Genomic DNA, 26,114 nt, shown 5'->3' with positions numbered 1-26,114 from the left:
GTTCACTCTCCTGTTAAATTTCTAACTGATCGATGATACCGTAATTTTCAACATCCTTTGCAGAAACCTGCGCCAAAGCATTTAAAAGTTCAATTTGAAAACTTCCCGGCTTTTCCCCTGATTGGTGCACTGCCATCTCCGCCGCCACGCCGTAGCTCACAAGCGCAGAAGCAGCTGCCATCGCCATATCTTTTTCAGCAGCTGCAAATGCACCGATGACAGACGTAAGCAAGCACCCTGTTCCCGTTACCTTCGTTAAAATCGGATGACCGTTCTGGATGATGTATACAGTTTGTCCATCCGCCACTACATCTTCTTTTCCTGTAATTGCGACAGTAATGCCCAGTTTCTCCGCTGCCATTTTCGCCAGAGCGACCGTATCCCCAGTACCTTCTCCAGCGTCCACCCCTTTAATTGCCCAGCTTTCTCCCATAACATTTGCTATCTCAGCTGCATTGCCGCGAAGAACAGAAATCTTTATCTCCTTCGTAATTCTTCGTGCTGCCTCTGTACGATACGGTGTTGCACCGGCGCCAACCGGGTCAAAAATAACTGGAACGCCTGCTTCGTTTGCCGCTTTTCCTGCAATTATCATGGCCTCCACTTCAGCCGCGTTCAATGTTCCCATATTCAAAACGAGTGCACCTGCAATTCTCGCCATATCCGCAACCTCTTCTTTGGCATACGCCATAACCGGCGATGCGCCCAATGCCAATAAACCGTTCGCAGTAAAATTTGTCACAACTACGTTTGTGATGTTGTGTACAAGCGGATTTGTCTCACGAACCTTTTCTAACAGTCTTCCCGCTCCTTTTACAAGCATGTAAACCCCATCCTTTCTTTCTATACTCTGTTTAATTCCAAATAAAAAGACACTTCGCGTATGCAAAGTGCCCTGAACAGACGCAGTCTGTATCACTCTTATTTACACTCCCTACGCTGGCATTATCCAACAGGTTCCAACGGTCTACGGCGGAGCAGCCGTACTCTCAGCCTGCCTCCGCAGGCTCCCGATTTATATTTAATCTTCAACTCTCCTAGACTAACGGAGTTTTCAACCACATTCTACTCCTGTTAAGCGGAAATTTCAAGAAGGATTATTTTACAGATTGCTTAGAGCGCAGGAAATTTTGATTTTCTCCGAGCTTCATAGATTTTTTGCATCAGAACCGTTTTTACCCTGTCTATCATTTGAGGTCTTGACCAATTGAACTGAAGGGAGTTCTTAATTATAATTCACTCATATATATAAATGAAACTAAAAAAATCGACATAAAAACTTCTCTTTTAGGGGAGAGAGATCATCCGACTAAGCATAGAAGCGGTCAAACCCTTTTCGTGGCCCATGCAGGGAGAGAGAGAGGGAGCGAGCTCAGTTTTCCTTTTGTTCTACATGGCAAACGATAGATATGTCGGAATAATAAAGTGGACTTATATAGATTAGTTAAAAAGGAGAAAATATCAAAAGATGAGAAAGAAAAATCAAAAAAGATATTCACTTTCAGATCACATTTTCGCAATAACCATTGTATCCTTAATGTGTCTAATAATTACTTCAATCCCTTTTCTATGTTTCTACTCGGTCATATACTTTGTTTCTCTAACACCAAATGTACATATAAATTCAGAAGGGACATTTTCATCTATAAAAATTATATTTAAGTTTTTTATTATTACTGTAATAATAATAGGGATTATAGATACTATTTTTTCTAAAATATTAGATCTCAAAAAAGGAATTATTGGCTTTATCTCTGAAACACTCCTCATGTTTGCAGTCTTTTACCTTTATGTTTTATTATATTCTAATGTATCAAATGAAATAATTATAAAAGATAAAGGTTATCTCTATGTTTCATCATTTCTATTAATTTTGTACCTACTAATTCATGTTGTATATATCATTTCTAAAAAACTCTACGAATCAAAAATAAAAAGCAATTAGAAAATATGGTTCTGGTGCAAACCTCGAACGTTGTCAAAATATACATAAAAATACCGAACGTTCTATATACAAGTGAATAAAAAAACCGTCTTTTTATAGTGGGAAGAGATCATCCGGCGACGTGCAGAAGCGGTCAAACCTTTGTAGCGGTTCATGCAAGGGTAAACTAGAGAGAAAAAGCATGCAACATTCCCTTTTGGTTGCACATAGCACATGGAAATGTCGAAATTATAATTCATTTATATATAGACTTTGCTATCTGATTCTTTTTGCATCGGAACCCAATTAAGTTAGGAACGAATGAAAAGATTTTATTAAAAAATCCATAAAAAAGAAATTCCCATTCAAACCACAATCAGAAAAGCCCCTGCATTTGATGCAGGGGCTTACGCTTCATCCTAATAATACTTCTCCTATATTAGAATTTCGCTTGATAGTTTACTAATTCCCAAGTATGAACCGCTGTTCTGTAGCTGTCCCACTCCGCTTTTTTCAGTGCTACATACTCGTCGTATACATGATCGCCTAATGTCGCACGGCCGATTGTTCCGTTTTCAAGAGCTGCAACCGCAGTCTCCAAGCTTCCCGGAAGGTTTTCAATACCGCGTTCTTCGCGCTCTGCTTCAGACATGTGGAAAATGTCTGCTTCGACTGGAGCTGGAGCTGTTAAGCCTTTTTCAATACCTTCAAGACCTGCAGCCGCAATTACCGCAAACGCTAAGTATGGGTTAGCGGATGGATCCGGGCAGCGAAGCTCAACTCGAGTAGCAAGGCCGCGTTTTGCCGGGATACGGATTAACGCAGAACGGTTAGAAGCGGACCATGCGATGTAGCAAGGCGCTTCATAGCCAGGCACGAGACGCTTATAAGAGTTTACAAGCGGATTCGTTACCGCTGTAAAGCTTTTTACATTTTCAATGAGACCCGCGATAAATTGATATGCCGCTTCGGAAAGCTGCGCTTTGTCAGATGGATCGAAGAATGCATTTTCGCCATCTTTAAAGAAGGACATATTTACGTGCATACCGGAGCCGTTGATGCCAAATACCGGTTTCGGCATGAATGTTGCGTGTAAACCGTACTTGCCTGCGATTGTTTTAACAACCCATTTATATGTTGTTGCCTTATCAGCTGCGCTAAGAACGTCCGCATATTTAAAGTTAATTTCATGCTGTCCTTCTGCCACTTCGTGGTGAGAAGCTTCAATTGTGAAGCCCATCGCTTTTAATGCACGGTAAATTTCTAAACGTACGCGCTCACCCAAGTCTTTTGGAGATGGCTCGAAGTATCCAGCGTTATCATGAAGCGTTACAGTCGGATTCCCCTTCTCGTCTGCTTCAAATAAGAAGAACTCAAGCTCTGGACCGACAGAAATTGTGTAGCCTTGTTCAGCTGCTCTTGCCACTGTATTTTTTAGGACATTACGAGTGTCGCCTTCAAATAATGTTCCATCCGGATTTTTAACACTGCAAAGGAAACGCGCTTCTGCATAGCCTTCTTCTACTGTCCAAGGAAGGACTGCAAATGTATTTAAGTCCGGAAGAAGATATAAATCAGATTTGTTGATTGGAGAGAAGCCTTTAATGGAAGAACCGTCAAACATCATTTTTCCTTCTACTACATCTTCCAATTGCTCTACCGTTACTGTTACGTGCTTTAAAATACCTTCAATGTCAACGAATTGCAAGTGAAGCAGTTCTACGCTTTTTGTTTTGACAATTTCTTGAATTTCCTCAAAAGTAATCGTTCCTTCTGTAACTTTAGAAATAGTTGTTTGACTCATGTTATAACCCCTCTCATTTCCGTGTCATGTTTTCTAACATGAGTCTATTATATTCTAAAAATTCTACTTTTTACAATACTTTTATGCAAATTTTTTTTTACTAATTTTCGCCTTTTTTGTTATTTTAAAAGACTACATTTTTGAAATCGCTTTCAAAATAAACGAAAAAACGAAAGAAACTTGTTATATCTCTTCTTTCGTTTGTGTTTTATCATTCTATCATGCGAATCACATATCCTTTTGCGTTCATCGCTTCTTGAATACGTTCAATATGAGAATGGTCCTTTGTTTCGAGCGACAAGTGAAGTTCCGCATACCCCGGAAAAACTTTCGTTCCAATTCTCTCATGATGAATATTCAATACATTTGCTTCTAGTTCCGAGATAACTTGTAAAATCTTCTGCAGCTGTCCGGGCTTATCCGGAATCGTTGTCGTAAAGTGCACAAACCTTCCTGATTCCACCATTCCATGCTCAATGATTCTGGAAATGAAATTGACATCTACATTGCCTCCGCTTAAAACGGCGATGACCTTTTTACTCTGCAGAGGTGTTTTATGGTACAGAAGCGATGCCAAAGAGCTAGCGCCGGAGCCTTCTGTGAGAAGCTTGTTCCGCTCCAGCACCATCAGCATCGTGCGGGCGATTTCCATTTCGTCTACACAAAAAATATCGTCTACATAACGCTGAATCATTTGAAATGTAAGCTCTCCCGGTCTTTTCACCGCAATGCCGTCCGCCATTGTCGGCATAGACTCTATCGTTACAACCTTTTTTTGTTGCAGAGATTGCTTCATGCTCGGACATGCCATTGCTTCTACACCGTATACACGGATATTAGGATTATGCTCCTTTACAGCCATCGCCACCCCTGCAATGAGCCCTCCTCCCCCGACGGGACATATTATTGCCTCTACGTCTGGAAGCTGCTCCAATATTTCAAGCCCAATCGTTCCCTGCCCGGCGATTACCGCTTCATCATCAAACGGATGAATAAAGGTTGCCCCGGTTTCTTCTTTTAGCTGCTTGGCGTATACAAGTGCTTCATCAACAGAATTTCCATGCAGCTCTACGTTTGCACCGTAGCGCTTCGTTGCTAATACTTTGCTTAACGGCGCCCCTTTCGGCATGACAATGGTGCACGGAATATTCAGCATGTTGCTGGAATAAGCGACCCCCTGCGCATGGTTTCCTGCCGATGCCGCAACAATCCCGTTTTCTAGTTCTTCTTTCGGTAAAGAAATAATTTTATTATAAGAGCCCCTCACTTTAAATGAACCGGTTTTCTGTAAATTTTCAAGCTTTAAGTACACTTCGTTTTTCGCAAGCTCACTGAATGTACTCGAATAATCCAGCGGTGTCACGTGAACAATCCCCTTCATCCGCTCGTGAGCTTGTATCATATCATTCATAGAAAGCATGAATACACCCTCCTCTGTCATACATACGGATAGTTTTGGCAAAGAAGGATGATTTATGCGTTTCACAAAGGGCAGATATTGCGGGAGGTTTCTTAATTTTCAATATCCATTTTGCACATTTACAACATTTGAGACTGTTTTGCCATTCTCCAGATTTTCCAGCGTTTCCAAAAAGCAAGCAACTGCCTCTTCAGGTGAGGTCACCGCCGAAATATGAGGAGTAACAATTACATACGGATGCTCCCAAAACGATGATGAAGCAGGCTGCGGCTCTTCTGCAAACACATCTAAAATTGCCAAACGCACATTTCCTTTATCCAAAGCTTTCAGCAGTGCTTTTTCTTCTACCGTTTTTCCTCTTCCCACATTGATAAATCCTGTACGCTGCAGCTTATTGAAAAACGCTTCATTAAATAACTCATTTGTCGCCTCAGTAAGAGGCAGGGAACTGCAACGACACTGTTGTTCCCTTATTCTTTTGACTCGTAAATTGAATTTTCCCTTGATGCTTCTCCACTATATTAAAGCAAATCATCAAACCTAGACCAGTACCTCGGCTCTTCAAAGAATAAAAGGGTGTCCCAAGCAGCTTTACCTCTTCCTTCGTCATTCCTATGCCGGAGTCGGTAATGCGAATTAACAGGCTGCGCCCGATTTTTCCTGCCGAAATAATAATTGTTCCTCCATGAGGCATTGCTTCAATAGAGTTTTTTAATATATTCACAAGCAGCTGCTTGAATTCAATCGTACTGCATTGAATGTATACATCCTCCTTAAGCGAGATGGAGAAAGCAATATTATTGATTAAGGCATAGGAAGAAAGCAAGTCCACTACGCTATGGAGCGTCTCCTGTACATCTACCTTTTCCGTTTTTTCATTGCGCGGTTTCGCCAGCGACAGAAAATCATCAATTACTTGTTCCGCTGCATTTAGTTCGTCAAGCATAAGCCCAAAGTGCTGTTTTACATCTTCTGGAATGCGCTTATCTTCCTTATATAACTGCAAAAAGCCATTGACAACAGTAATAGGATTCCGAATTTCATGCGCTACCGCTGCTGCGAGCTGCCCTGTCGTTTGCAGGCGCTCTGTCTGCTGCATTTGTTCATAATAACCCCTTACTCTTTCCACACGTTTTCTTGTAAGCAAAAATACAAAAAATAAAATACCCTGACTTCCTAAGAAACTAATGATGTTTCCATAAAAGTCATTGTAAATGTAGTCGTACACTTTCCCTTGATCTATAAAGCGGATGTAGCTGAATATACCTGCCGCAAACAAGATATTTAGGACAGATAATATATAAAAGAGCACTCTATGAAAAAATAAAATAGCAATACTCGGGACCAGCGCAGCCAAAATAATATTTAATGATGTTTCCGGGTACATGAGGAACATGACATAAAAGTAGCTTGCGCTTGAAAAAACAAGCATACTCTTCACTGCATCTGTTTCCTTTTTTGGATATATAAGCAAAAGACTAGAAACTATAGCTACAAACATGAAATGAATTAAAATCATATACCGCGGAGTATCTGTTTGATCTTCAATTAGACCGCCAATCATAAGTCCAATCATGAATATAATAATAACCCAGTATATCTTTAAATTTGATATTATATTAAATTCCCTCATTCACCCTTATCCCCGTTCTCCCCAAAATAAGAATTACTAGAAATAGCATATCAGAAAATCTTGAAAATTATATTTTTAAGAATTTACAGAAATTTATAATTATAGGGTATCTCAAAGGCGGCTTATTAAATCTATATACAAGTGAATAAAAAAATCGTCTTTTTGTAGTGAGGAAAGAGCATCCGGCGGAGCATAGAAGCGGTCAAACCCTTTTCCTGTCCCATACAAGGGGAAACCAGAGCGAGGAAGCGAGTGCAGGCTGCCTTTTTTTCTGTATAGCAGCAGTTCATATGTCGAAATTATAAATCATTTATATATACAAGTGAATAAAAAAACCATCTTTTTATAGTGGGGGGAGATCATCCGGCGACGTGCAGAAACGGTCAAACCTTTGCAGTGGTTCATGCAAGGGTAAACCAGAGCGAAGAAGCATGCAATACTCCTTTTTGGTTGCACATAGCACATGGAAATGTCGAAATTATCATTCACTCATATATACAAATAACTTCCATAATCTCGGAAAATTCCGTTTTTCCGGAATGTTATACACGATTATTCCAAAATTACGGAATTCCCTTTACTTTTCCCCCTTGCCAAACACCTTGTCTTCTCTTACAAACTTGCATTACATATAATTGTAAAGCTTTCTCTTCAACTTGGCATAGAAATTGCTTTTACTATAAATAAAAAGATAAGCTTGAGGAGGAGGGAAAAACATGCTTTGCTTCTATGTTTGTGAACAGAAGTTTAGAGAAGACGACATTCGCTATCACATCATAAAAAAGTTTGAAAGTATGGAAGAAGCTCTTTATTTCGCAGAGGAGATTTCTGCTGACCTTCCCATCCGTTCTGTCACAGTTCTGGACGCTGAAGAATACGATTACTACGAGTATTTAGTTAAATCTAAACAACTGCAACGGAATGATGTACAGTAATTCGCTTGAGAACAGAAATTATTGATATGAGGCAGAATAGTAAATATTTGAATTAAGGGCAACAGCATATGTTTTACTATATACAAGTGAATAAAAAAACCGTCTTTTTATAGCGGGGAGAGATCAAAAGACGCGCAGAAGCGGTCAAACCTTTGTAGTGGTTCATGCAAGGGGAAACCAGAGCGAAGAAGCATACCATATTCCCTTTTGTTTTGCACATAGCACATAGACATGCCGAAATTATCATTCACTCATATATATTCAGAAAGGAGCGAAACATAATGGTATTAAAAACCTACTTTTTGAGCGAAGCTGAGAGAGAAATATACGAAAAAGCGGTCTTGCGTCAGATGAAGTCTTCCGTTGAAGAAAGCGTAGCTCGACTGGACGATACAGCACTGATAGAAATATATGCTATATACACAAAAGAAGGACAAGAATTCAAGTAAGAAAATACCGCCAAAAGGTTCCACGGTACTCTCCCCATCTTTAAAACAAAGATTGAGGCTGTTCCGAAAATCCATATATGGTTTTCCGGAACAGCCTCTGCCTCCACAAAGAGTATCAATTTATGTTATAAGTTTTGCATTTATCATAAAAACTCGTTTTCCCGATACCAAGAAGCTTCGCCGCCAGCTGTTTGTTTCCATTCGTTTGCCGCAGCGCATGCTGAATGGCCGCTTTTTCCGCGTGCATCAACACTTCCTTGAGCGGTTGGACTGGGCCGTCCTTAAATGGCAGGTCTTCCGTCCGACTGCCGTGAAACCGAACAAGCTGCAGATCGTCCTGCAAATATAAAGGCAGGTGAGTTAAACGAATGATGTTCCCGTCCAGTACATTGACTGCCCGCTCCAATATATTTTCAAGCTCCCGCACGTTCCCCGGCCACGCGTGTGCTTCCAAACGCTCCACAACTTCTTCGGAAAGCTTGATTCCTTGCCGGCTGAACTTTCTTTCCAGCTTACAGAGAAGCGCTTTTGCAATGGGTTTAATATCTTCTTTCCTTTCTCTGAGAGAAGGGATTTCGATTTTCATAACATTGAGACGATAATACAAATCTTGACGAAACTTTCCTTCTTGCACCATTTGCTCTAGATGACGATGAGTTGCCGCAATGATGCGGACATCAACTGGAATCGGCGCTTGCCCGCCGACACGTTCGATTTCTTTTTCCTGCAGCACCCGCAGTAACTTGCTTTGCATCTGCAGCGGCATATCTCCAATTTCATCAAGAAAGACAGTGCCTCTGTGCGCCAACTCAAACTTTCCTTTTTTCCCGCCCTTTTTTGCCCCTGTAAACGCTCCTTCTTCATATCCGAACAATTCCGACTCCAACAAGTTTTCTGGAATAGAAGCACAGTTGACGCGAACGAGCGGGAATTGCCCGCGTGGACTCGTTTGATGAATCGCATGGGCAAATAGTTCCTTCCCCGTACCTGACTCTCCGGACAAAAGCACTGCAGACTGACTGCCCGCTACACGCTCAGCAAGTCGCTTTGCTTCTTGAAACTTCGGATGGTTACCAATCAAATCCCCAAAGTTATACTTGCTCCGCAGCTCCTTTTCAAAGCGCTTCTTATAATACTTTAATTCCTCTAAAACCGGCTGCACCTTCCTTGAATAATCAAGCCAATCCTGCGAGTTGCGAAACATCACCGTTCCAACGGCTCCAACTAGCTCTCCGTCCACATACAACGGATATCGGTTTGCAATCATTTCGCTTCCTTTAATCGCGTGGATAGATGCCACCTCTGCCTGCCCCGTTCTTACAACCAAATGCATCCTTGTATTTTCAATCACATCCTGCACATGCTTGCCAGTCGCTTCTTCCGTACAAGTATCCAAAAAATCACAATACGCACCGTTAATATAGCGAATGATTCCTTCTCGATCTACCACCACAATCCATTCCGCTGCTAAATTCAAAATTTCCTCCAGCCATTCGTATGGAAGCTTGTTTTTCGTTATCACGTGCAGAACCACCCCCGTTTTCAATATCTCCTCCTTCTATCATAGCAAATTATTGACTGAAATTTTACATTATTCTACAAATATATAGTCAGTTATATATAGTTCTGGTGCAAAAAATCTCTGAAACGACAAAAAGGCCACACAATAAAAAGACGCTGCCATAGCTACGCAGCGTCTTTTTATGCACTTTTCTACTGTACCGTATAACCACCATCCAGCACAGCTGCCTGCCCTGTAATCCCCTTCGCCTTGTCACTCGCAAGAAATGTTGCATAATCTGCAATCTCATTTACAGAAAGGAGACGTTTTTGCGGAACGAGCGGATAAATAACTTGCTCTAACACGCTTTCTAGTGGCACGTTGCGCGTTTTTGCCAAGTCACCGAGCTGATTCCGTACGAGAGGCGTGTCCACGTAACCAGGGCACAGTGCATTAACTGTAATGCCGTCCGCCGCTCCTTCGAGCGCAGCGACCTTTGTTAAGCCAATTACGCCGTGCTTGGCACTGTTGTAAGCTGCTTTGCCCGCAAAGCCCACAAGACCGTTAATGGAAGCCATATTAATAATGCGTCCGAAACCTTGTTCCTTCATAATCGGAAATGCATATTTGATTCCGATAAACGGTGCAGTCAGCATGACCTTCACAAGCAGCTCAAACTTTTCTGTAGGAAATTCTTCAATCGGCGATACATACTGCAAACCTGCATTGTTCACCAAAATATCCAATCTCCCAAACTCTTTTAATGCACGTTCAAAGCTTTCGCGCACTTGCGCTTCGTTTGTCACATCACAAACGACAGCGATTGCTTCAAAGCCTTGCTCCCGCAGCTCTTTCGCTGCTGTTTCCGCTGCAGTGCCGTTTAAATCAGAAATAACGACCTTCGCGCCCTCCTGTGCGAAGGTGCGCGCAATCTCCAAACCGATTCCGCTTGCCGCTCCTGTCACGAGCGCTGCCTTTTGTTCTAATAGCCGAGTCATCTTTCACTCCCCCTTAAAGCACGCTTACGCCGATACGTACATTCGGACTTACCGTGAAAGCCGCTTCTGTTTTCTCCGTTACCTCTTCAACAGTCACGCCTGCTTGTGTTTCCACTAACACCATGCCTTCAGGAGTAAAGTCAAATACCGCTAAGTCAGTGATGAGACGATGAACTACCCGCCGCCCTGTAAGGGGCAGTGTACATGCTTGCTTCACTTTGGATTCACCATGTTTATTTACATGCTCCATAATTATGATAATGCGCTTCGCTCCATTTACAAGATCCATCGCTCCGCCCATTCCCTTTACCATCTTTCCGGGAATCATCCAGTTTGCCAGATCGCCTGTTTCTGATACTTCCATACCGCCTAAAATCGCAAGGTCAATATGTCCGCCGCGAATCATCGCAAAGGATTCTGCGCTGTCAAAGTATGCTGCTCCAGGAACAGCTGTAACAGTTTCTTTACCGGCGTTAATTAAGTCCGCATCTTCTGTTCCCTCAACCGGATACGGGCCGATGCCAAGCAAACCATTCTCCGATTGAAGCAACACGTTATAATCTGCAGGAATCTCATTTGCAACAAGTGTAGGCATCCCGATTCCCAAGTTTACATTCATACCATCTTGAATCTCTTTCACGGCGCGCTTTACAATTCTCATTCTCGCATTTTGCATTCTCTATCCCTCCCCTATGCTTGCACAACTGTGCGGCGTTCAATCCGTTTTTCGTAATTTGTTCCAAGCAATACGCGCTGTACGTAAATACCCGGCGTATGTATTTCATCCGGATTGAGTACGCCCGCTTCTACGATCTCCTCTACTTCGGCAATCGTAATCTTCCCAGCCATTGCTGCAACAGGGTTGAAGTTACGAGCTGTTTTGCGGAATACCAGATTGCCTAGCGTATCGGCCTTCCACGCCTTCACCAGCGCAAAGTCGCCGACAATGCCGCGCTCCAAAATATACGTCCGTCCGTCAAATTCCTTATGCTCCTTGCCTTCTGCGATTGGTGTCCCTACCCCCGTCGCAGTATAAAATCCAGGAATTCCGGCTCCGCCTGCACGAATGCGCTCTGCCAAGGTTCCTTGAGGCACAAGCTCTACTTCCAGCTCGCCGCTTAGAAATTGGCGTTCAAAAATTTTATTTTCTCCCACATAAGATGATACCATCTTTTTAATTTGGCGATTTGCCAGCAAAAGACCCAGTCCCCAATCGTCTACGCCGCAGTTATTGCTGACTACTGTTAAGTTCTTCGTTCCCTGATCACGCAATGCTAAAATCGCCTGCTCAGGGATTCCGCATAAACCGAATCCCCCGACGATTAAGGTTGCGCCGTCATGAATATCCGCAACCGCTTCTTTGAATGAACTCACTATCTTACCTTTTCTCATGACATGTTCTCCCTTCAAATGAAAGATTATTTTATACAAGACCTGTTAAGCTGTACACGCCGATAATGAAGAATACGGCAGCTGTTTTGATAATCGTAATCGCAAAAATATCGCGATAAGATTGACGATGCGTCAGCCCCGTTACTGCAAGCAACGTAATAACGGCTCCGTTGTGCGGAAGCGTATCCATACCGCCGGACGCCATAGAAATTACGCGATGCATTACTTCTGGCGGAATATTAAACTTATTGATTGCCTCCAAATACTTTCCAGACATTGCACTTAACGCGATTCCCATGCCGCCGGACGCAGAACCCGTAACACCTGCAAGAGTCGTTGTTGTTACTGCTCCATTTACAAGCGGATTCGTAAATGTTTCTCCAATACCCTTGCTGATGACGCCAAAGCCGGGAAGGGATGAAATAACACCGCCGAAGCCGTACTCAGCTCCAGTGTTCATCGCAGCCAACAGCGCACCGCCGATACTTACATTGATGCCTGCTTGGAAATTCACCTTCACACGCTTCCAATCGTATAGAATCGTTGCAATAATCCCAATCAAAAGCGCCATTTCCACAGACCAAATCGCAACAACAGCAGGAGTTTCAATCTTGCCGAATGCTTTTAAACCGATTGCTTCAAAACTAAATCCATTCGGATACCATTTCGGAATAAAAATCGTGAAAAACTTATTCATCACACCTACAAGAACAAGCGGCACAAATGCTAAAATCTGACGGCCTATGCCCGTGTGCGTTCGAGTCGGAAGAGACGGTTCCTCCGCCTTCACCGCTGCATCCTGAGAAGCAGCGATCTCCGCTCCCTCAAATCCGTAGTATCCTTCTCCCGCTTTTTCAGCTTTTCTGCGGCGGGATTCCAAATAAAGCATACCGATGATTAAAACGAAAACCGCACCGATAATTCCTAACGTCGGAGCTGCATAAATGTTAGTTTTAAAAAACGTCGTCGGAATTACGTTTTGAATTTGCGGCGTACCCGGCAGCGCATCCATCGTGAATGTAAACGCCCCTAATGCAATCGTTCCTGGAATTAAGCGCTTTGGAATATTCGCCTGACGGAACATGTTCGCTGCGAACGGATAAATCGCAAACACAACTACAAACAAGCTTACACCGCTGTAAGTCAGGATAGCACCCATAAGCACAATCGCCAAAATCGCTCTTTTTGCCCCTACAAGCTGAACGATTGTTTTTGCGATGGATTCTGCCAAACCGGACATTTCAACAACCTTGCCAAAGATGGCACCCAATAAGAAAACAGGAAAATAAAGTTTAATGAAGCCAACCATTTTCTCCATAAAAATGTTAGAGAAGAACGGTAAAACAAATTCTGGATTGGTTAGCAAAACCGCAAACAGCGCGCAAATCGGAGCAAATAAAATAACGGAAAATCCACGATAGGCAACGAACATCAATAAACCTAATGCCAACAGAATGACAATAAAATCCACAAACATCCCCCTTTTCAGTTGATCGAATAAAATAAATAACCCCTGCATCCTCTTAAGTAACCGTTTTCATTTTATTGGTAAACGTTTTCAATTATTACTAGAATAAAAGGTTTCCGATCCTCCTTTCCCTGCAAGATCGATTGTCTTTCTACTAATTATATAAGCAAATACTATGCCAAATTCCTATTTTATTTCGCGCAAAATCCGCAAACTTTCTTGTATCAATACATGCAAGCTCTATATTTTTTCATAAAGTGAAATAATATTTTATTCAAAAAAACAAAATATTAAAATTAAAATTCCGGAAATGTGGAATTCACACGAATATCATTCCGGAAATGCGGAAATTCCGAATTTCCGGAATGATATTCACAAAAAAATGCATTTCTTCCTGCAAAAATAGAAGAAATGCACATTTAATCAAACGTTTGTTTAATTTATTTTGACTCTAGGAGAATCGGCAGATGTTTCTTTTTCCTCTAGTATCTTGTATTCAATGTGATCCGGATCCAATCCATGTCCTAACGAACCGTATACGTTTTGCTGATGCGGATCAATCAATTCCGTCCCTTGATAATAAACACGCGGTGTTTTCCAAAGCGCGATCATCGCCTTCAGCATCGGCATCTCATGATAGCGCTCCGGCCACATTTCTGTTAGCTTTTTCTTGACCATCGGATAGTACTTTGAGCTCATACCCGGGAACAAATGATGTTCTGTATGGTAAGAGAAGTTAAAATGAAGCACGTCCACCCAGCGCGGTACTGTAACCGTCAAGCTGTTCGCAAGCGGATCGTTCACTGGCGTAAGCGGGTTTAAGCGATGGTTTGTCGAGATATATGCCATTACGATAAAGTTTGCGATGAAAAGAGGCAGCAAATATGCGAAAAACCATTTTTCAAGCCCCATTACAAACAGCAGGCTGAACCAGCTTGCCCAAGGCATTAGCAGCTGCAGCCACACAACCGGACGCTTGCTCGGCTTAAATTCTTTTATATATGTGGCAAACATTCTGGAAGAATGGAGTGTAAACGTAATCGTTAACGCAAGAAAGTTGAAAAAAGAACGAACTGGCATCGGCAGACGATACATCCAGCTTAAAAACCGGCTTTTGGACAACTTCGTAATAGTAGGCCATGCATCCGGGTCAAGTTCTTCATCCTGCGTATGAATATGGTGGGTCATATTGTGCCACTTTCTCCATAACTTTGGTCCTGTACTCAATGGCCAGAATGCAACTGCTCCAAGTAAATCACGCAACCAAGCCTTTCTTACAACCGTACCATGTAAAATCTCATGGCCCAAAAATCCCATTGCAGAGAAGCTAAAGCCCAATGCAGCCGCAATCGCAAGATTCCACCACAGATTCAGTTCCAATAAACCAATTGTTAAAAACCCCGCAACTACAACCAACACATAAGCAAGTCCGCCAAGAAGACGTGCAGGAACCGGCTTAAACGCTTTTTTCGGCAGATATGGTGCGACACGTGCCGCATACCATCCGAACGTATGAAGATCCTTCATTTCTTTTCCCCTTCCTCATGATAGCCTTTCCTTTGAGCCAGTGCCCGCCTTTTCCTTTAGCGGTTAGCCACTTATCAGCAAAGTAAAGAATATTAATGTACGCACTCCTCTTTTTATAAAAGGAGTGCGCACGGAGACTTGGTTTATTAAAAACCCATCACCCTTATGTATCTCCACAACCTTCATCCTAACAGTCTATTTTGACCATTGTCAACGAAAAATTATTACTTGGTGCTAAATTCTGATTATATGAATTGGTTTTAATTTTTTTGAAAAAAAAGAACTCCTCATTATGAGAAGCTCCTTTCTAACTCATTATTCCAGCGCTTGTGTCGGGACACCCTTTAAGCTCCTCGTATCCAAGCTATATATGAGTGAATGATAAACTCGACATTTCAATGTGCTGTGTACAGCAAAACGGCATTGGCGCTTTCTTCCTATCTATGGTTTACCCTTGCATAGACCACTACAAGGGTTTGACCGCTTCCGCACGTCGCCGGATGCTCTCGCCCCACTGTAAAAAGACGGTTTTTTTATTCAGTTGTATATAAATACGAGAGTAGCGGAACACCTGAAACTTTTCATCTGCGAATATATTTCTCGCAGTCTGTTAACTTCTCCATTTTCCCATCGCCCTTTAAAGTAATGAACGTAGCACGGCTCGAACCGGGCTTCCATCTCCCTCCGCTAACGGAAGCGGTAAAGCGATAAGTTCATAATCACCAGGCTCTATTCTATCTAAATCAATTCCTTCTAAAATATGAATCTGGTGCATGTGCAGTGAGTGGTGTGCAGCCAACTCTTTACTGTCAAGCGGATCCACTGACGGTACATCTACACCAATCAGCCGAACACCTTTTTCTGCTAAATATGGTGCAAGATCGGCACGTAAATACGTGATAGTTTGAGGAAACTCATCGGGATCCTTCCAGGATCCCGTGCGCAGCAGCAGCCGCTCCGTTCCTGTCAAGTCAACATCCTGTAAATCGCTGGCGCCGATGCTCTCTCTTCCTGACATATCAATAATACGCGCAGGACCTGCATATATATTCAAATCCAAATCATAGATTCGCTTTCCCTCGCTGTCGAAATGAAATGGCGCATCCACGTGGGTGCCGGTATGGATGCTCATTGTCAGCTTCCCCACATTTACAGAACCGCTTTGCTCCTTCGTCCAACTTACTTCATAGGAAAACGGTGTATCACCGGGCCATGTCGGCGTACCTCGCTCCAGCTTTCTCGATATATCAATGATCTTCATGCCTTCATCCCCTTAAGTAATGATCTCGCGCTTATATATGAGTGAATTGTTTACCCTTGCATGAACTACTACAAAGGTTTGACCGCTTCTACGCTTAGTCGGATGCTCTCTCCCCTAAAAGAAAAGTTTTTATGTCGATTTTTTAGTTGCATTTATATATATCAAGGGTAAATGACCGGCTTTTCATTTGTCAATGTTTTCTGACAACACAGATTAAACACTATATTAAAATAACGCTTAATCACAAATTGTTTCTTATGGCGAATTTTTAAATTGAGCTTATATAGTTTCGCAACGTTCCTTCCGCACAAAGCCAATTGTACCGTTTCTAACAGGGATTGCAGGGATAATCATTACTATATTTTACATTATTGTTTTTGCGGTCATCACGAAAAAACCCGCTTTCTCTTCCATAAAAAATTATAACGAAATCATAGAAAAAAGCCTGCGCTAAAGCGCAGGCTTCCTCTTTGTGGAAAGAACTATTTCCAAATCGCATATAAACTTTTCTTCAAGTCCATACGCTCTTTTTTTACACTTGCGGAGACACCATACCCATTTCCGCCCATTCTTCTTTACTTGGGCCGTACATACCTGGAACACGTAAACCAGCCTGACGCATCAATACTGTCATTTGACCGCGATGATGGGTCTGATGCTGAATCAATGCGCGCAGTGTCATCTGAATTGACCACTCTTGACCAAACATCATCCGGGATTCCTCCAATGTCTTATCCGTCCATTCAGTCATCATTGCTTCGAGCATCACGTTGCTTATTCGCTCGTACGCGTTCGCAATTTCCTTCGCAGATGCAGGCATATCCTCTTGCTTGCCAGGCGATTCAATTGAAAGTCCCGTTTGCGACATTATACTGTAGACCGCAACCGTTAAGTGCCAGGCGAGCTGTCCTAATGAAAAATGCTCTTTCGCTACTCGCTGCTGCAAAGATTCATCCGTCAGCGCTTCCAAAATCCGCTGCGTCGCTACCGCTTCGTGCTTCCATTCTTCCGCAAATTCTTTCAAGCTTACAAACATGTCAAATCTCCTCCTTAAAAACCTTGATGAGTTTAGTATAAAACATGTTCGCTGACAGCAGTCTGTCATCATTTTTCATATAATCGCACAATTTCTTGCGCTTTTTCATGCAAAGTTGCCCGCACATAGAGCGGTTCCAGCACTTCCACGGCATCCCCGTAACTAAGCAGCATGCCGTACAACCATGGCTGATCCGGCATCGTTGTTTGTACGAGTATAGCTCCATCGCTCTCAACCTCAATATGAGAGGATTGAAATTCATCCGCCACTCTGTACCGAACCGATGGGCTGAAGCGCATCATGATATGTATACGGGAAGATGGATTCGGTTTGGTCCACAACGCTTCCAGCTCTTCCTGTGATTTCTCCCGCCGCTTGAACTCCGTTTCCAGCACCTCTAAATTTTTAATTCGGGACAGCTTGAAAATACGATAATCCTCACGCTCGCGGCAATACCCGTACAAATACCAACCGTGCCCTTTGAGTGCCAAGGCCATCGGTTCAACTAAACGCTCTAGCTCTTCTCCTTGTTTATTAACATAGAAAAAACGAACAAGACGTGTTTCCTTTATTCCCTTGCGTATGCCGACAGTCTTCTCTTTATTGCCATCATCCACCGGCCAAGGGTGGAAATCCACAATCAGACCGTGTCCGGATTCTGTTTGTGGATTGTTTGCTATTAAAGCTCCAACCTTATCCATAAGAGCTCCGATTTCCCGATCCTCCAATGTCGCCTGAATCCCTTTCAGCGCGCTGAAAATGGAATGCAGCTCCTCTTGAGAAACGAGCTGCCGGTCCAGCTTATAGCTATCTATGATTTCATAGCCTCCGGCTGCCCCTGAGTAGGACACAATTGGAATCCCTGCTTGATTAATCGTCTCTAAATCTCGATAGATGGTGCGCAGCGACACCTCAAACCGCTCTGCCAGCTCCTTGCCGCTCACCCTTTTGCGGCCGAGAAGCAGCACTGTGATAGCCAACAGCCGTTCCAGCTTCATACACGTTCCCCTCCTTTATAAGAGCTTCTCGAAAAAACGTGATTAACCCCCCGCCGTAATGAGAACTCTTTTGACCTATAATGCTTCCATTCAACAGTCTTTGTATTACTTTAATAATGATTCTGAAAAGCCTTAATCATTTCCTTCTATAAGTAACCCTATATCAATGGAGGAAAAATAAGATTATTCTTATAGCCACACTGAACTTTTATTGATGGTATTTTTATATGTATATGTTAATAAGAATAGAACGAACGTAGTATTTACTGGGGGGTTGGGAATGAACAGGGATGAAGTCGTATTACATCCTGATACGGGTGTTACATCTGGAATGTTTGTTGAGCGATCATTAAATGAAATTCGTTTTTGGTCTAGAATCATGAAAGAGCATTCTTTATTTCTTCGATTGGGTTTTAGATGTGAGGATACTCAACTAATCCAAGAGGCTAATCAATTCTACCAATTGTTTGAACACATCGAACAAACCGCACATTCCTTTACAAATCAAACAGATCCTGAGCAAATAAAAAGATTTAATTCAGAAGTACAACAAGCTGCAACCCATATTTTCGCATTTAAACGAAAAGTTCTAGGATTAATTCTCACATGTAAATTGCCAGGGCAAAATAATTTTCCACTGTTAGTTGATCATACAAGTAGGGAAGCTAACTATTTTAGAAAACGTTTAATTGAATTAAATGAAGGTAAATTGAAAGCTCTTCCTGATGCTATTATTAAAGAAAATGTCTTCTTCTTAAGGATTATGGCAGACCATGCTAAATTTATTGGTCATCTTCTTGATCCAGCGGAAAGAAAGCTTGTAGATATGGCTCGGAATTTCAGCAATGATTTTGATCAATTGATGTATCAAGCAATTGACTTAGAATCTATGAAGCCACAATCTCAAACAGTTCCTCTTTTAGATCAATTCCTGGATCAAAATCGTGTGTCGGTCGCATCTCTTCGGGACTTTAAGAAAACGGCACGTGATTTAATTGAGCAATGTAAAATAAAGAGTATCATTCATCCACTATTAGCAGACCATGTTTTCCGTGAAGCTGATAGATTCCTTGAAATAATTGATATGTTTGATGCTCATCTTACAAGCGGTAAACCACAATCTAGACAGTAGAAGATTAAAGAATATAGAGTTAATTGTACCCCGCTTATGGAGAAAGGCACTATTTTTTCCATAAGCTGAGAAGTTAACAATTTATTGTTAGCTTCTTTTCCTTGTGATGGTATCATATTCCTTTGTCAACTACCATGGAAGAGCAGTGAACCTTTCATAATCTGTGGTGTAGCGAAGAGCGGCATGGGTGACTAATGGGTTTAATTAAAAAAGGAGTGTGTGTTAAAAAATAGCCTGTATCTATGATTACTTGGTAATCTAAGATACAAGCTTTATATTTCGGTAAATAACTGTCCTTATATATTTAATGTACAAGAGTGTTTTCCCATAGCATTGTTCTTAAAGCGCTTTTATCGTCCTCTTCTGTCGCCTTGACGCTGCTTCGGCTTCGCATTCCCTTTGAATTGAGACTGCTTCTTGCCATAAGCTTTTTCACTTGGCTGTTTGCGGCTTCTCTCTTTCTTTCCTTTATCTTCTTGCTTTCCCTTATACTCTTTTCTTTTCCGGTCCTCTTTCTTTTCAAAAGAATCATTCTTCTGCGGCTGCGCTGTTTCCAGCTTGCTGCGCTGAATTGACATCTTAATGCCTTTTTCAATCATCTCTAAATGCTGCCGGTCCTTCGGTGCGAAAAGGGTGACCGCAAGCCCTGTTTCCCCTGCTCGCCCTGTGCGCCCGATTCTATGGATGTAGCTTTCCACATCATGCGGAATGTCATAGTTGAACACATGTGTGACACCTTCCACGTCCAGCCCTCTGGCAGCTACGTCTGTTGCTACTAGGAATTGAATTTTCGCCTGACGGAACCGTTCCATTACCTGTTCACGCTTTGATTGCGACAAGTCGCCGTGCAGTTCATCAGAGTTATATCCATACTCTTGTAACGCGGCATTGAGCGTACTTGCTCTTCGTTTCGTACGGCAAAAAATCATCGCAAGAAACGGCTGATATTCGTCCAACAGCATTCGCAAGGCCGATTGCTTCGTCCGGTCTGTCGTTTCCACTGCCTGCTGACGAATATCCTTCACTGTAACTTGTGCCGTTTTGATTTGTACGTTCTCCGGCTTCTTCATATACCGTTTTGCAAGCGCACGAATTTCCCCTGGCATAGTTGCGGAAAACAGTGCGGTTTGTCTGTCTGGAGACGTTTTTTCAATAATATCCTCTACCTCGGATAAGAACCCGATGTGAAGCATTTGATCTGCCTCATCCAGCACAAGAGTAGCGACACGGGAAAGATCGATGGTTTCACGCCGTATATGATCCAACAAGCGTCCCGGCGTTCCTACCACTACGTGCACAGCTCCCGCCAATCTTTTCATTTGCCTTTCAACGTCCTGTCCGCCGTACACCGCCAGTACATGAACATCAGGCAAGTGCACGAGCATCTTTTTAATTTCATTCGTAATTTGAACCGCAAGCTCACGCGTAGGCGTGACAATCAACGCTTGTATGTACGGCTGCTGCGGATCGACCGCTTGTAATATAGGAAGCACGAATGCTAACGTTTTGCCTGTTCCAGTTTGCGCCTGCGCCACCACATCTTTTCCTGCAAGCAAAAGCGGAATTGCTTTTTCTTGCACAGGTGTTGGTGCAGTCCGTCCATTTTCCTGCAGCGCTTTTTGCAGCTCCAGACGAATGTCCAGCTTTGAAAAATCTGTCATAGAAATCACCTCTTCATATATTATGCCTTCCTAAGTATACTGGAAAACCCTCATACCGCTGGAACTTTTTTTCCCGCATGGCTTTCTGTTGAGCGTTGTATTATAATAATTGTTACTTAATTATGAAATAAGGAGACTTTTCACATGTCAAATACAGAGCATAACGAACAAGGAACACCGCAACAAAAGAAAATGAGCCTGCAAGAAGCAATGATGCAGAAGCTTGCGAGCAAAAAACAAGCGCAAGCAAACGGAAAATCATCCATGAACGGTTCAAGTGCAACAAAAAGCATGAAAAGCCAGCAAACGAAAAAACCGAACAACCAGCGCCGCCGTACAGGTGTGTAAATGAACGGACAATACCGGAAAAACATCACTCCCGGCCTTTCTGTCAACATCGTCCTCAAGCAGGATCAACGAACAGGGAAGCTGACGAGCGGCATCGTAAAAGATATTCTGACGAACTCCGCCTTTCATCCGCACGGCATTAAGGTACGGCTGCAGGATGGGCAAGTAGGAAGAGTGAAAGACATTATCGCAAAGTAAGAGCTGTATCCACAAAATGGATACAGTTTTTTTACACGCTTGTCTCCTGCAGCACAAGTCTTGAATACTATAAAGTAAAACAAAAAAGCAGGTTGATTATGCTCATATATCGAATTATCTTTACCGCTCTTTCGTACTTGGGCACACCGTACGTATGGAACGCTCCATCTCATCAAACAGCCTCATTCGATTGCAGCTCCTTCATTCAGCACGTATTCGGCATTCATGGAATCGCGCTGCCTAGAAGCTCACGGGAGCAATTTCAAATAGGGACTTCCGTTGCCTTTTCTAATTTGCAGCGGGGGGATATACTATTCTTTACAACAAAACAGAGGAAGAAGAAAAGGGGAATTGCAAAAGTGGGACATGTCGGATTGTACTTAGGAAACAATTACATGCTTCATACGTATCGGGAAGGAAGAAAAGTCACTATTTCTGAATTGAATTCCCATTGGCGCAGTGCTTTTATGGGCGCAAAACGAATAGAACAGCCCCAATAAACCGGGGCTGTTGCTTATAAATTGTATTTATAGAGCACTAAGCTTACATATTGTGCAAAAATCATACATCTATCTTTGCTGCTCAGCTCCTCATATGCTTCCTTCTTTTGAATGATTTCAATACAGCGACTTTGCGTTCTTCAAATATACTTACTTAATCTTACATAATCCATTAGCAACAGTCTTTGTGAAAAGAGCCTGCAAATAAAAGGTTTCCCCTAAGGTAAGCTCTTATAATTCCATTTGGTGTGCTTCCATCAGGATACGTCCCCATTCTGTCATGCCGCCAAGCGCTGCGGCAAGCAATACATAAGCGATTACGACTTTCCATTTTGTTGCAGCTGACGCCTCGTAGTAACGGACGATTGGCTCCATTTCGTCCCTCCAGCGCTGAATTTCTCCCCCTGCGCCTTGCTCATCCAACGCCCGCGCCCAACCTTCTTCTGTCGTATTGAGCTCTGTGTAATATTGAATGTGAGATAGCACTTCCGATTCCCACTTTTCCGCTTTGGATGGGCTCGGGTTATGTTCTAACTCATTCATCCGCTGCACGAGTGCAGAATACCCGTCTGGTTCCCCCAATCTTTCACACCACGTATCGTAAATATCTATCTTCGTGCTTAATTCTTTTATACGGCGTTCTTCCTTGAATCGGTTCCAAATTGTACCGATTCCAAACAGGATAATCAGCCAAGTCAAGACGCCTCCGAATGAAATGGCGGCAAAAATAAGCCCTCCCAATCCAATGAGCCAGATGCGCGGACTCACAACCGCGAGGATGCGTCCACCGTCAAGCGGCGATACAGGCATAAGATTGAATAAATTGATTATGCCGCCTACTGCGATGACCATCGCCCAGAAGGGATTTTTTGTGATAAGATACATACCAGCCGCCACAAGGACGGATAACAAACCGAAGAAAGGACCCATGTATCCAATGAAACTTTCTGTTCTTGCATCTTTTGGCTTCTCTTTAAGTCCGATAACCGCTCCCATGAAAGGGATGAAGAGCGTCGGACTTGTAGGGATGCCCTTCATCCTCGCCCCCAGACCATGACCGCCTTCATGCACGGCGAGAAGCGCGACAAGCGCCACCCCAAACTTCCATCCATAGATTATCGCGTAAGCTCCAATGCTAAGGAACATGCTGAAAAGTGTAGAGAACTTGAATATCTTCAGCGCTACAAGCACATATTTCAACTTTCCTAATGCCAACGCACCGATCCCCAACAATACACCTAAGAATGTGGATTTATTGCCATTTCGTTTCTCCATAGATTTCACCTGCTCTCATTTTTTATTTTGAATCGATACGAAACGAGCATGGTATATAGCTCCTTATATTCGCCTTTTGCATCTCCTTTTCATCATACCAATCTCCTTATCTGCTTTGCAGTCTTGACATGAAAAATTATCCTTTAATCCCTTTTTCTCTCATAAAAAAGCCTTTCCGCTTCATTCGAAAAGGCTGCTTCTTGCTATTTCACATTGAACATAAAATCACCGGAGCTTCATCAAATGAGATTTGCCTTCTCATCATTTTATCAAGGGATATTCCATCTTTCGTAAATCCTGTAGAAGCAAACTCGATCATTCCTGCCGCACATACAATCCCCCCGCTAACGCTACCTTCTTCAGCATATTCATTCACCTCTCGTACTTTTGATATTTAACACAATGTATTGCACCGCTGCTTTATACAAGAGCTTACCTGCCGGAATGAGAACTGTACCAAGCAGCACGCCTAATCCTCCTAAAATCAAATCAGTATAACCAAGTTTCCTAGAGTTTTTACACCAGCATCCTCATACCTTTACAAAGTCTTAACATTGGATTAATGTGGGATAAACATTATGAAAGTATCCTAAAACAGTAAACAATCAACAAAAACATTAAAAAAACAACATCCGTAGGAGGAGTTTTTGATGAAACGTGAATGGAGCAAGAAGTCTTTTAAGTCTATTCAAGCTGGAATATTAGGAATGAGTTTACTAGGTTTAGCTGCTTGCGGAACAAAAGAAGAGACTACTGCCCCAACTGTTAGTGATTCAAAATCGTTAACAATTGGAGAAATGGAAGCCAAGGCAAAGAAAGAAGGAAGCATTAACAGTGTTGGTATGCCTAATACATGGGCAAACTGGGGCGAAACATGGGATGACGTGACAAAAAAATATAATTTGAAGCATACAGATACAGACTTATCCAGTGCTGAGGAGATTGCTAAATTTGAATCCGAAAAAGAGAATGCAACAGCTGATATCGGTGACGTGGGGATTTCTTTTGGACCAATTGCTGAAAAAAAAGGCTTAACCCTCCCATATAAAACTTCTCATTGGGATGAAATACCTAAATGGGCGAAAGATGATAAAGGAAATTGGGTTGTTGGATACCAAGGAACAATTGCATTTCTTACTAATAAAAAATTGGTGAAAAACCCGCCAAAATCCTGGGATGACATTTTAAAGGGAGATTACAAAGTAACGATTGGAGATGTTCAGCGCGGAGCGCAGAATCAGATGGGGGTTCTTGCTGCGGCTATCGCTTACGGTGGTAATGAATCGAATATTAAGCCAGGACTTGACTATTTTGCTAAGCTTGCCAAGCAAGGCCGCCTTAGTCTAACGGATGCAAAGCCGGCTAACATTGAAAAAGGCGAAGTAGAAGTTGCAATTGTTTGGGATTTCAATGCACTTAGTTATGCTGAACAAATCAATCGTGACCAATTTGACGTAAGTATTCCAAAAGAAGGTTCGGTAGTAAGCGGTTATACAACCATCATCAACAAATATGCAAAACATCCGTATGCAGCGATGATGACTAGAGAATATATCTTAAGTGATGAGGGACAAATTAACTTAGCTAAAGGATTTGCTCGCCCAATTCGTGATGTACAACTTCCAAAAGAAGTAGCTGACAAACTGCTTCCAAAAGAGCAATACACAAATGCAAAACCAGTTCAAGACTCCAAAGCTTGGGAAAAAACTGCTAGTACTTTACCGCAGCTTTGGCAAGAAGAGGTGTTAGTAAATGTCAAATAAAGTGATAGCTATTGTTGTTGATGGTATGCGATATGATAAAGCATGCGAGGCGCTAGGATTTATTCAGCATCTGGTTGAAACGAATCAGGCGGCACTTTACAAAGTGAAGTCTGAGCTTCCAAGTCTTTCCCGTCCATTATATGAAGTATTACTAACAGGTACGCCCGCATCAATGAATGGAATTACGTCAAATCAAGCCGTTCGTCTCTCTACCGAGAAAAGTCTCTTTCATCTTACGAAAGAAAACGGCTTAAGAAATGCAGCGGTATCTTATTACTGGGTAAGCGAACTTTATAATCGCGCGCCATTCCATTTTATTGAAGACCGTGAGCAAGAAGATAAGTCTAAGCCTATTCAATGCGGAAAGTTCTATTGGGATGATGACTATCCGGACAGCCATGTGCTGATGGATGCTGAGGCTTTGCGCAGAAAGCATGACCCTCACTTTTTATACATTCACCCTTTGGGCGTTGATGTGAAAGGAGAAAATTACGGTTCGGAATCTAAAGAATACCGTGAGCAAATCTTAAAAATGGGAAGCTTGTTAGCACAGCTTCTACCTATTTGGATGAAAGAAGGTTACCATATTTTAATTACATCTGATCATGGCATGAGTGAATACGGCAACCACGGCGGCACAACTGATGGTGAACGCGACGTACCGCTTTTCATCATCAGCCCAAGAGTTGAAAACGGAATTCATGGAGAAGTAATTCCGCAATTAGCTTTTGCACCACTCGTTTGTGAACTCTTAGGTATTGAGCCGACCGATAAAATGATTTCATATAGATTGCCCGGGTTAAAAGAAACGGTTTCCCTTTAAAAAGGACAATCTATCTAAAACTACAACAAAGAAACATGATCGAATTGTAATTGATCAATTATATAAAT

General features: G+C 42.4%; 25 protein-coding genes and 1 riboswitch. Of the genes, 8 read left to right on the top strand and 17 right to left on the bottom strand.

Annotated elements, in window-relative coordinates:
• Positions 1 to 13 precede the first annotated feature (13 nt).
• From thiM to H540_RS0108005, 5 genes are all read right to left on the bottom strand, one after another.
• Entirely contained in the window at positions 14 to 823 is an 810-nt protein-coding gene (gene thiM, locus H540_RS0108030; RefSeq protein ID WP_028400195.1) for a hydroxyethylthiazole kinase, read from the bottom strand.
• Positions 824 to 913: 90 nt separating this feature from the next.
• Positions 914 to 1,024: riboswitch (TPP riboswitch) on the bottom strand.
• 1,339 nt (positions 1,025 to 2,363) lie between these two features.
• Entirely contained in the window at positions 2,364 to 3,728 is a 1,365-nt protein-coding gene (locus tag H540_RS0108020; RefSeq protein ID WP_028400193.1) for a glutamine synthetase family protein, read from the bottom strand.
• A 211-nt stretch (positions 3,729 to 3,939) separates the two neighbouring features.
• Entirely contained in the window at positions 3,940 to 5,148 is a 1,209-nt protein-coding gene (gene ilvA, locus H540_RS0108015) for a threonine ammonia-lyase (protein ID WP_028400192.1), read from the bottom strand.
• 99 nt (positions 5,149 to 5,247) lie between these two features.
• Positions 5,248 to 5,538, bottom strand: a complete 291-nt coding sequence (locus tag H540_RS29225) for an NAD(P)-dependent oxidoreductase (RefSeq protein WP_245592195.1) — start codon at positions 5,536 to 5,538, stop codon at positions 5,248 to 5,250.
• A gap of 40 nt (positions 5,539 to 5,578) precedes the next feature.
• Positions 5,579 to 6,781 carry an ATP-binding protein gene (locus H540_RS0108005; protein ID WP_028400190.1) on the bottom strand — a complete coding sequence of 401 codons (1,203 nt, stop codon included), beginning with the start codon at positions 6,779 to 6,781 and terminating at the stop codon, positions 5,579 to 5,581.
• 716 nt (positions 6,782 to 7,497) lie between these two features.
• Between H540_RS0108005 and H540_RS0108000 the strand changes: the two genes are divergently transcribed.
• Positions 7,498 to 7,716 carry a hypothetical protein gene (locus tag H540_RS0108000; protein ID WP_028400189.1) on the top strand — a complete coding sequence of 73 codons (219 nt, stop codon included), beginning with the start codon at positions 7,498 to 7,500 and terminating at the stop codon, positions 7,714 to 7,716.
• A 281-nt stretch (positions 7,717 to 7,997) separates the two neighbouring features.
• Entirely contained in the window at positions 7,998 to 8,165 is a 168-nt protein-coding gene (locus H540_RS33055) for a hypothetical protein (protein WP_155890980.1), read from the top strand.
• 115 nt (positions 8,166 to 8,280) lie between these two features.
• Here H540_RS33055 and H540_RS0107990 read toward each other — a convergent pair whose 3' ends face one another.
• The 9 genes from H540_RS0107990 to H540_RS0107950 form a co-directional block, all read right to left on the bottom strand.
• Positions 8,281 to 9,687 (bottom strand): sigma-54 interaction domain-containing protein, encoded by a 1,407-nt coding sequence (locus tag H540_RS0107990; protein WP_028400188.1) that lies wholly within the window; start codon positions 9,685 to 9,687, stop codon positions 8,281 to 8,283.
• A gap of 191 nt (positions 9,688 to 9,878) precedes the next feature.
• Positions 9,879 to 10,664: a 3-hydroxybutyrate dehydrogenase gene (locus H540_RS0107985; protein WP_028400187.1), complete on the bottom strand. Its 786-nt coding sequence runs from the start codon at positions 10,662 to 10,664 to the stop codon at positions 9,879 to 9,881.
• Positions 10,665 to 10,677: 13 nt separating this feature from the next.
• Positions 10,678 to 11,340, bottom strand: a complete 663-nt coding sequence (locus tag H540_RS0107980) for a 3-oxoacid CoA-transferase subunit B (RefSeq protein WP_028400186.1) — start codon at positions 11,338 to 11,340, stop codon at positions 10,678 to 10,680.
• 14 nt (positions 11,341 to 11,354) lie between these two features.
• On the bottom strand, positions 11,355 to 12,056 hold the full coding sequence (locus H540_RS0107975) for a CoA transferase subunit A (protein ID WP_028400185.1): 702 nt from the start codon (positions 12,054 to 12,056) through the stop codon (positions 11,355 to 11,357).
• 31 nt (positions 12,057 to 12,087) lie between these two features.
• A complete protein-coding gene (locus H540_RS0107970) occupies positions 12,088 to 13,296 on the bottom strand; it encodes a GntP family permease (protein WP_425388091.1) in 1,209 nt (402 codons plus the stop codon).
• A 663-nt stretch (positions 13,297 to 13,959) separates the two neighbouring features.
• Positions 13,960 to 15,051 (bottom strand): Delta(10) desaturase DesB, encoded by a 1,092-nt coding sequence (gene desB / locus H540_RS0107965; protein ID WP_028400183.1) that lies wholly within the window; start codon positions 15,049 to 15,051, stop codon positions 13,960 to 13,962.
• Between the two features lie 637 nt (positions 15,052 to 15,688).
• Positions 15,689 to 16,312 (bottom strand): arylformamidase, encoded by a 624-nt coding sequence (kynB, locus tag H540_RS0107960; protein WP_028400182.1) that lies wholly within the window; start codon positions 16,310 to 16,312, stop codon positions 15,689 to 15,691.
• Positions 16,313 to 16,844: 532 nt separating this feature from the next.
• Positions 16,845 to 17,348 (bottom strand): DinB family protein, encoded by a 504-nt coding sequence (locus H540_RS0107955; protein ID WP_028400181.1) that lies wholly within the window; start codon positions 17,346 to 17,348, stop codon positions 16,845 to 16,847.
• Positions 17,349 to 17,416: 68 nt separating this feature from the next.
• A complete protein-coding gene (locus H540_RS0107950; RefSeq protein ID WP_028400180.1) occupies positions 17,417 to 18,346 on the bottom strand; it encodes a helix-turn-helix transcriptional regulator in 930 nt (309 codons plus the stop codon).
• A gap of 280 nt (positions 18,347 to 18,626) precedes the next feature.
• On the opposite strand from H540_RS0107950, the gene H540_RS0107945 reads away from it, so the two are divergent.
• Positions 18,627 to 19,478, top strand: coding sequence for a DUF2935 domain-containing protein (locus H540_RS0107945; RefSeq protein ID WP_028400179.1), 852 nt, complete (start codon positions 18,627 to 18,629; stop codon positions 19,476 to 19,478).
• 350 nt (positions 19,479 to 19,828) lie between these two features.
• On the opposite strand, the gene H540_RS0107940 is transcribed toward H540_RS0107945, so the two are convergent.
• Positions 19,829 to 21,139, bottom strand: coding sequence for a DEAD/DEAH box helicase (locus H540_RS0107940; RefSeq protein WP_034670565.1), 1,311 nt, complete (start codon positions 21,137 to 21,139; stop codon positions 19,829 to 19,831).
• A gap of 144 nt (positions 21,140 to 21,283) precedes the next feature.
• On the opposite strand from H540_RS0107940, the gene H540_RS0107935 reads away from it, so the two are divergent.
• The 3 genes from H540_RS0107935 (at position 21,284) to H540_RS29220 (ending at position 22,185) form a co-directional block, all read left to right on the top strand.
• On the top strand, positions 21,284 to 21,487 hold the full coding sequence (locus H540_RS0107935) for a hypothetical protein (protein WP_028400177.1): 204 nt from the start codon (positions 21,284 to 21,286) through the stop codon (positions 21,485 to 21,487).
• The gene (locus H540_RS0107930) at positions 21,488 to 21,685 is read left to right on the top strand and encodes a YwbE family protein (RefSeq protein ID WP_028400176.1); all 198 of its coding nucleotides are present in this window, start codon (positions 21,488 to 21,490) and stop codon (positions 21,683 to 21,685) included.
• Between the two features lie 98 nt (positions 21,686 to 21,783).
• A complete protein-coding gene (locus H540_RS29220) occupies positions 21,784 to 22,185 on the top strand; it encodes a C40 family peptidase (RefSeq protein ID WP_051317028.1) in 402 nt (133 codons plus the stop codon).
• A 231-nt stretch (positions 22,186 to 22,416) separates the two neighbouring features.
• Here H540_RS29220 and H540_RS0107920 read toward each other — a convergent pair whose 3' ends face one another.
• Together H540_RS0107920 and H540_RS33050 are read right to left on the bottom strand one after the other, a co-directional pair.
• Positions 22,417 to 23,460, bottom strand: a complete 1,044-nt coding sequence (locus H540_RS0107920) for a site-2 protease family protein (RefSeq protein ID WP_051317027.1) — start codon at positions 23,458 to 23,460, stop codon at positions 22,417 to 22,419.
• 208 nt (positions 23,461 to 23,668) lie between these two features.
• The gene (locus H540_RS33050) at positions 23,669 to 23,836 is read right to left on the bottom strand and encodes a hypothetical protein (RefSeq protein WP_155890979.1); all 168 of its coding nucleotides are present in this window, start codon (positions 23,834 to 23,836) and stop codon (positions 23,669 to 23,671) included.
• Between the two features lie 274 nt (positions 23,837 to 24,110).
• On the opposite strand from H540_RS33050, the gene H540_RS0107905 reads away from it, so the two are divergent.
• Positions 24,111 to 25,223, top strand: a complete 1,113-nt coding sequence (locus H540_RS0107905; RefSeq protein WP_028400174.1) for an ABC transporter substrate-binding protein — start codon at positions 24,111 to 24,113, stop codon at positions 25,221 to 25,223.
• Complete coding sequence (locus H540_RS0107900; protein WP_028400173.1) at positions 25,213 to 26,046, top strand: alkaline phosphatase family protein; 834 nt, start codon at positions 25,213 to 25,215, stop codon at positions 26,044 to 26,046. Before H540_RS0107905 ends, H540_RS0107900 begins: the two co-directional genes overlap by 11 nt.
• Positions 26,047 to 26,114 lie beyond the last annotated feature (68 nt).

The organism is Ectobacillus panaciterrae DSM 19096 (assembly GCF_000430785.1).
Lineage (GTDB): Bacteria > Bacillota > Bacilli > Bacillales > Bacillaceae_G > Ectobacillus > Ectobacillus panaciterrae.
The sequence above is the reverse complement of the archived record's forward strand: the minus strand, read 5'-3'. Positions and strand labels throughout refer to the sequence as shown.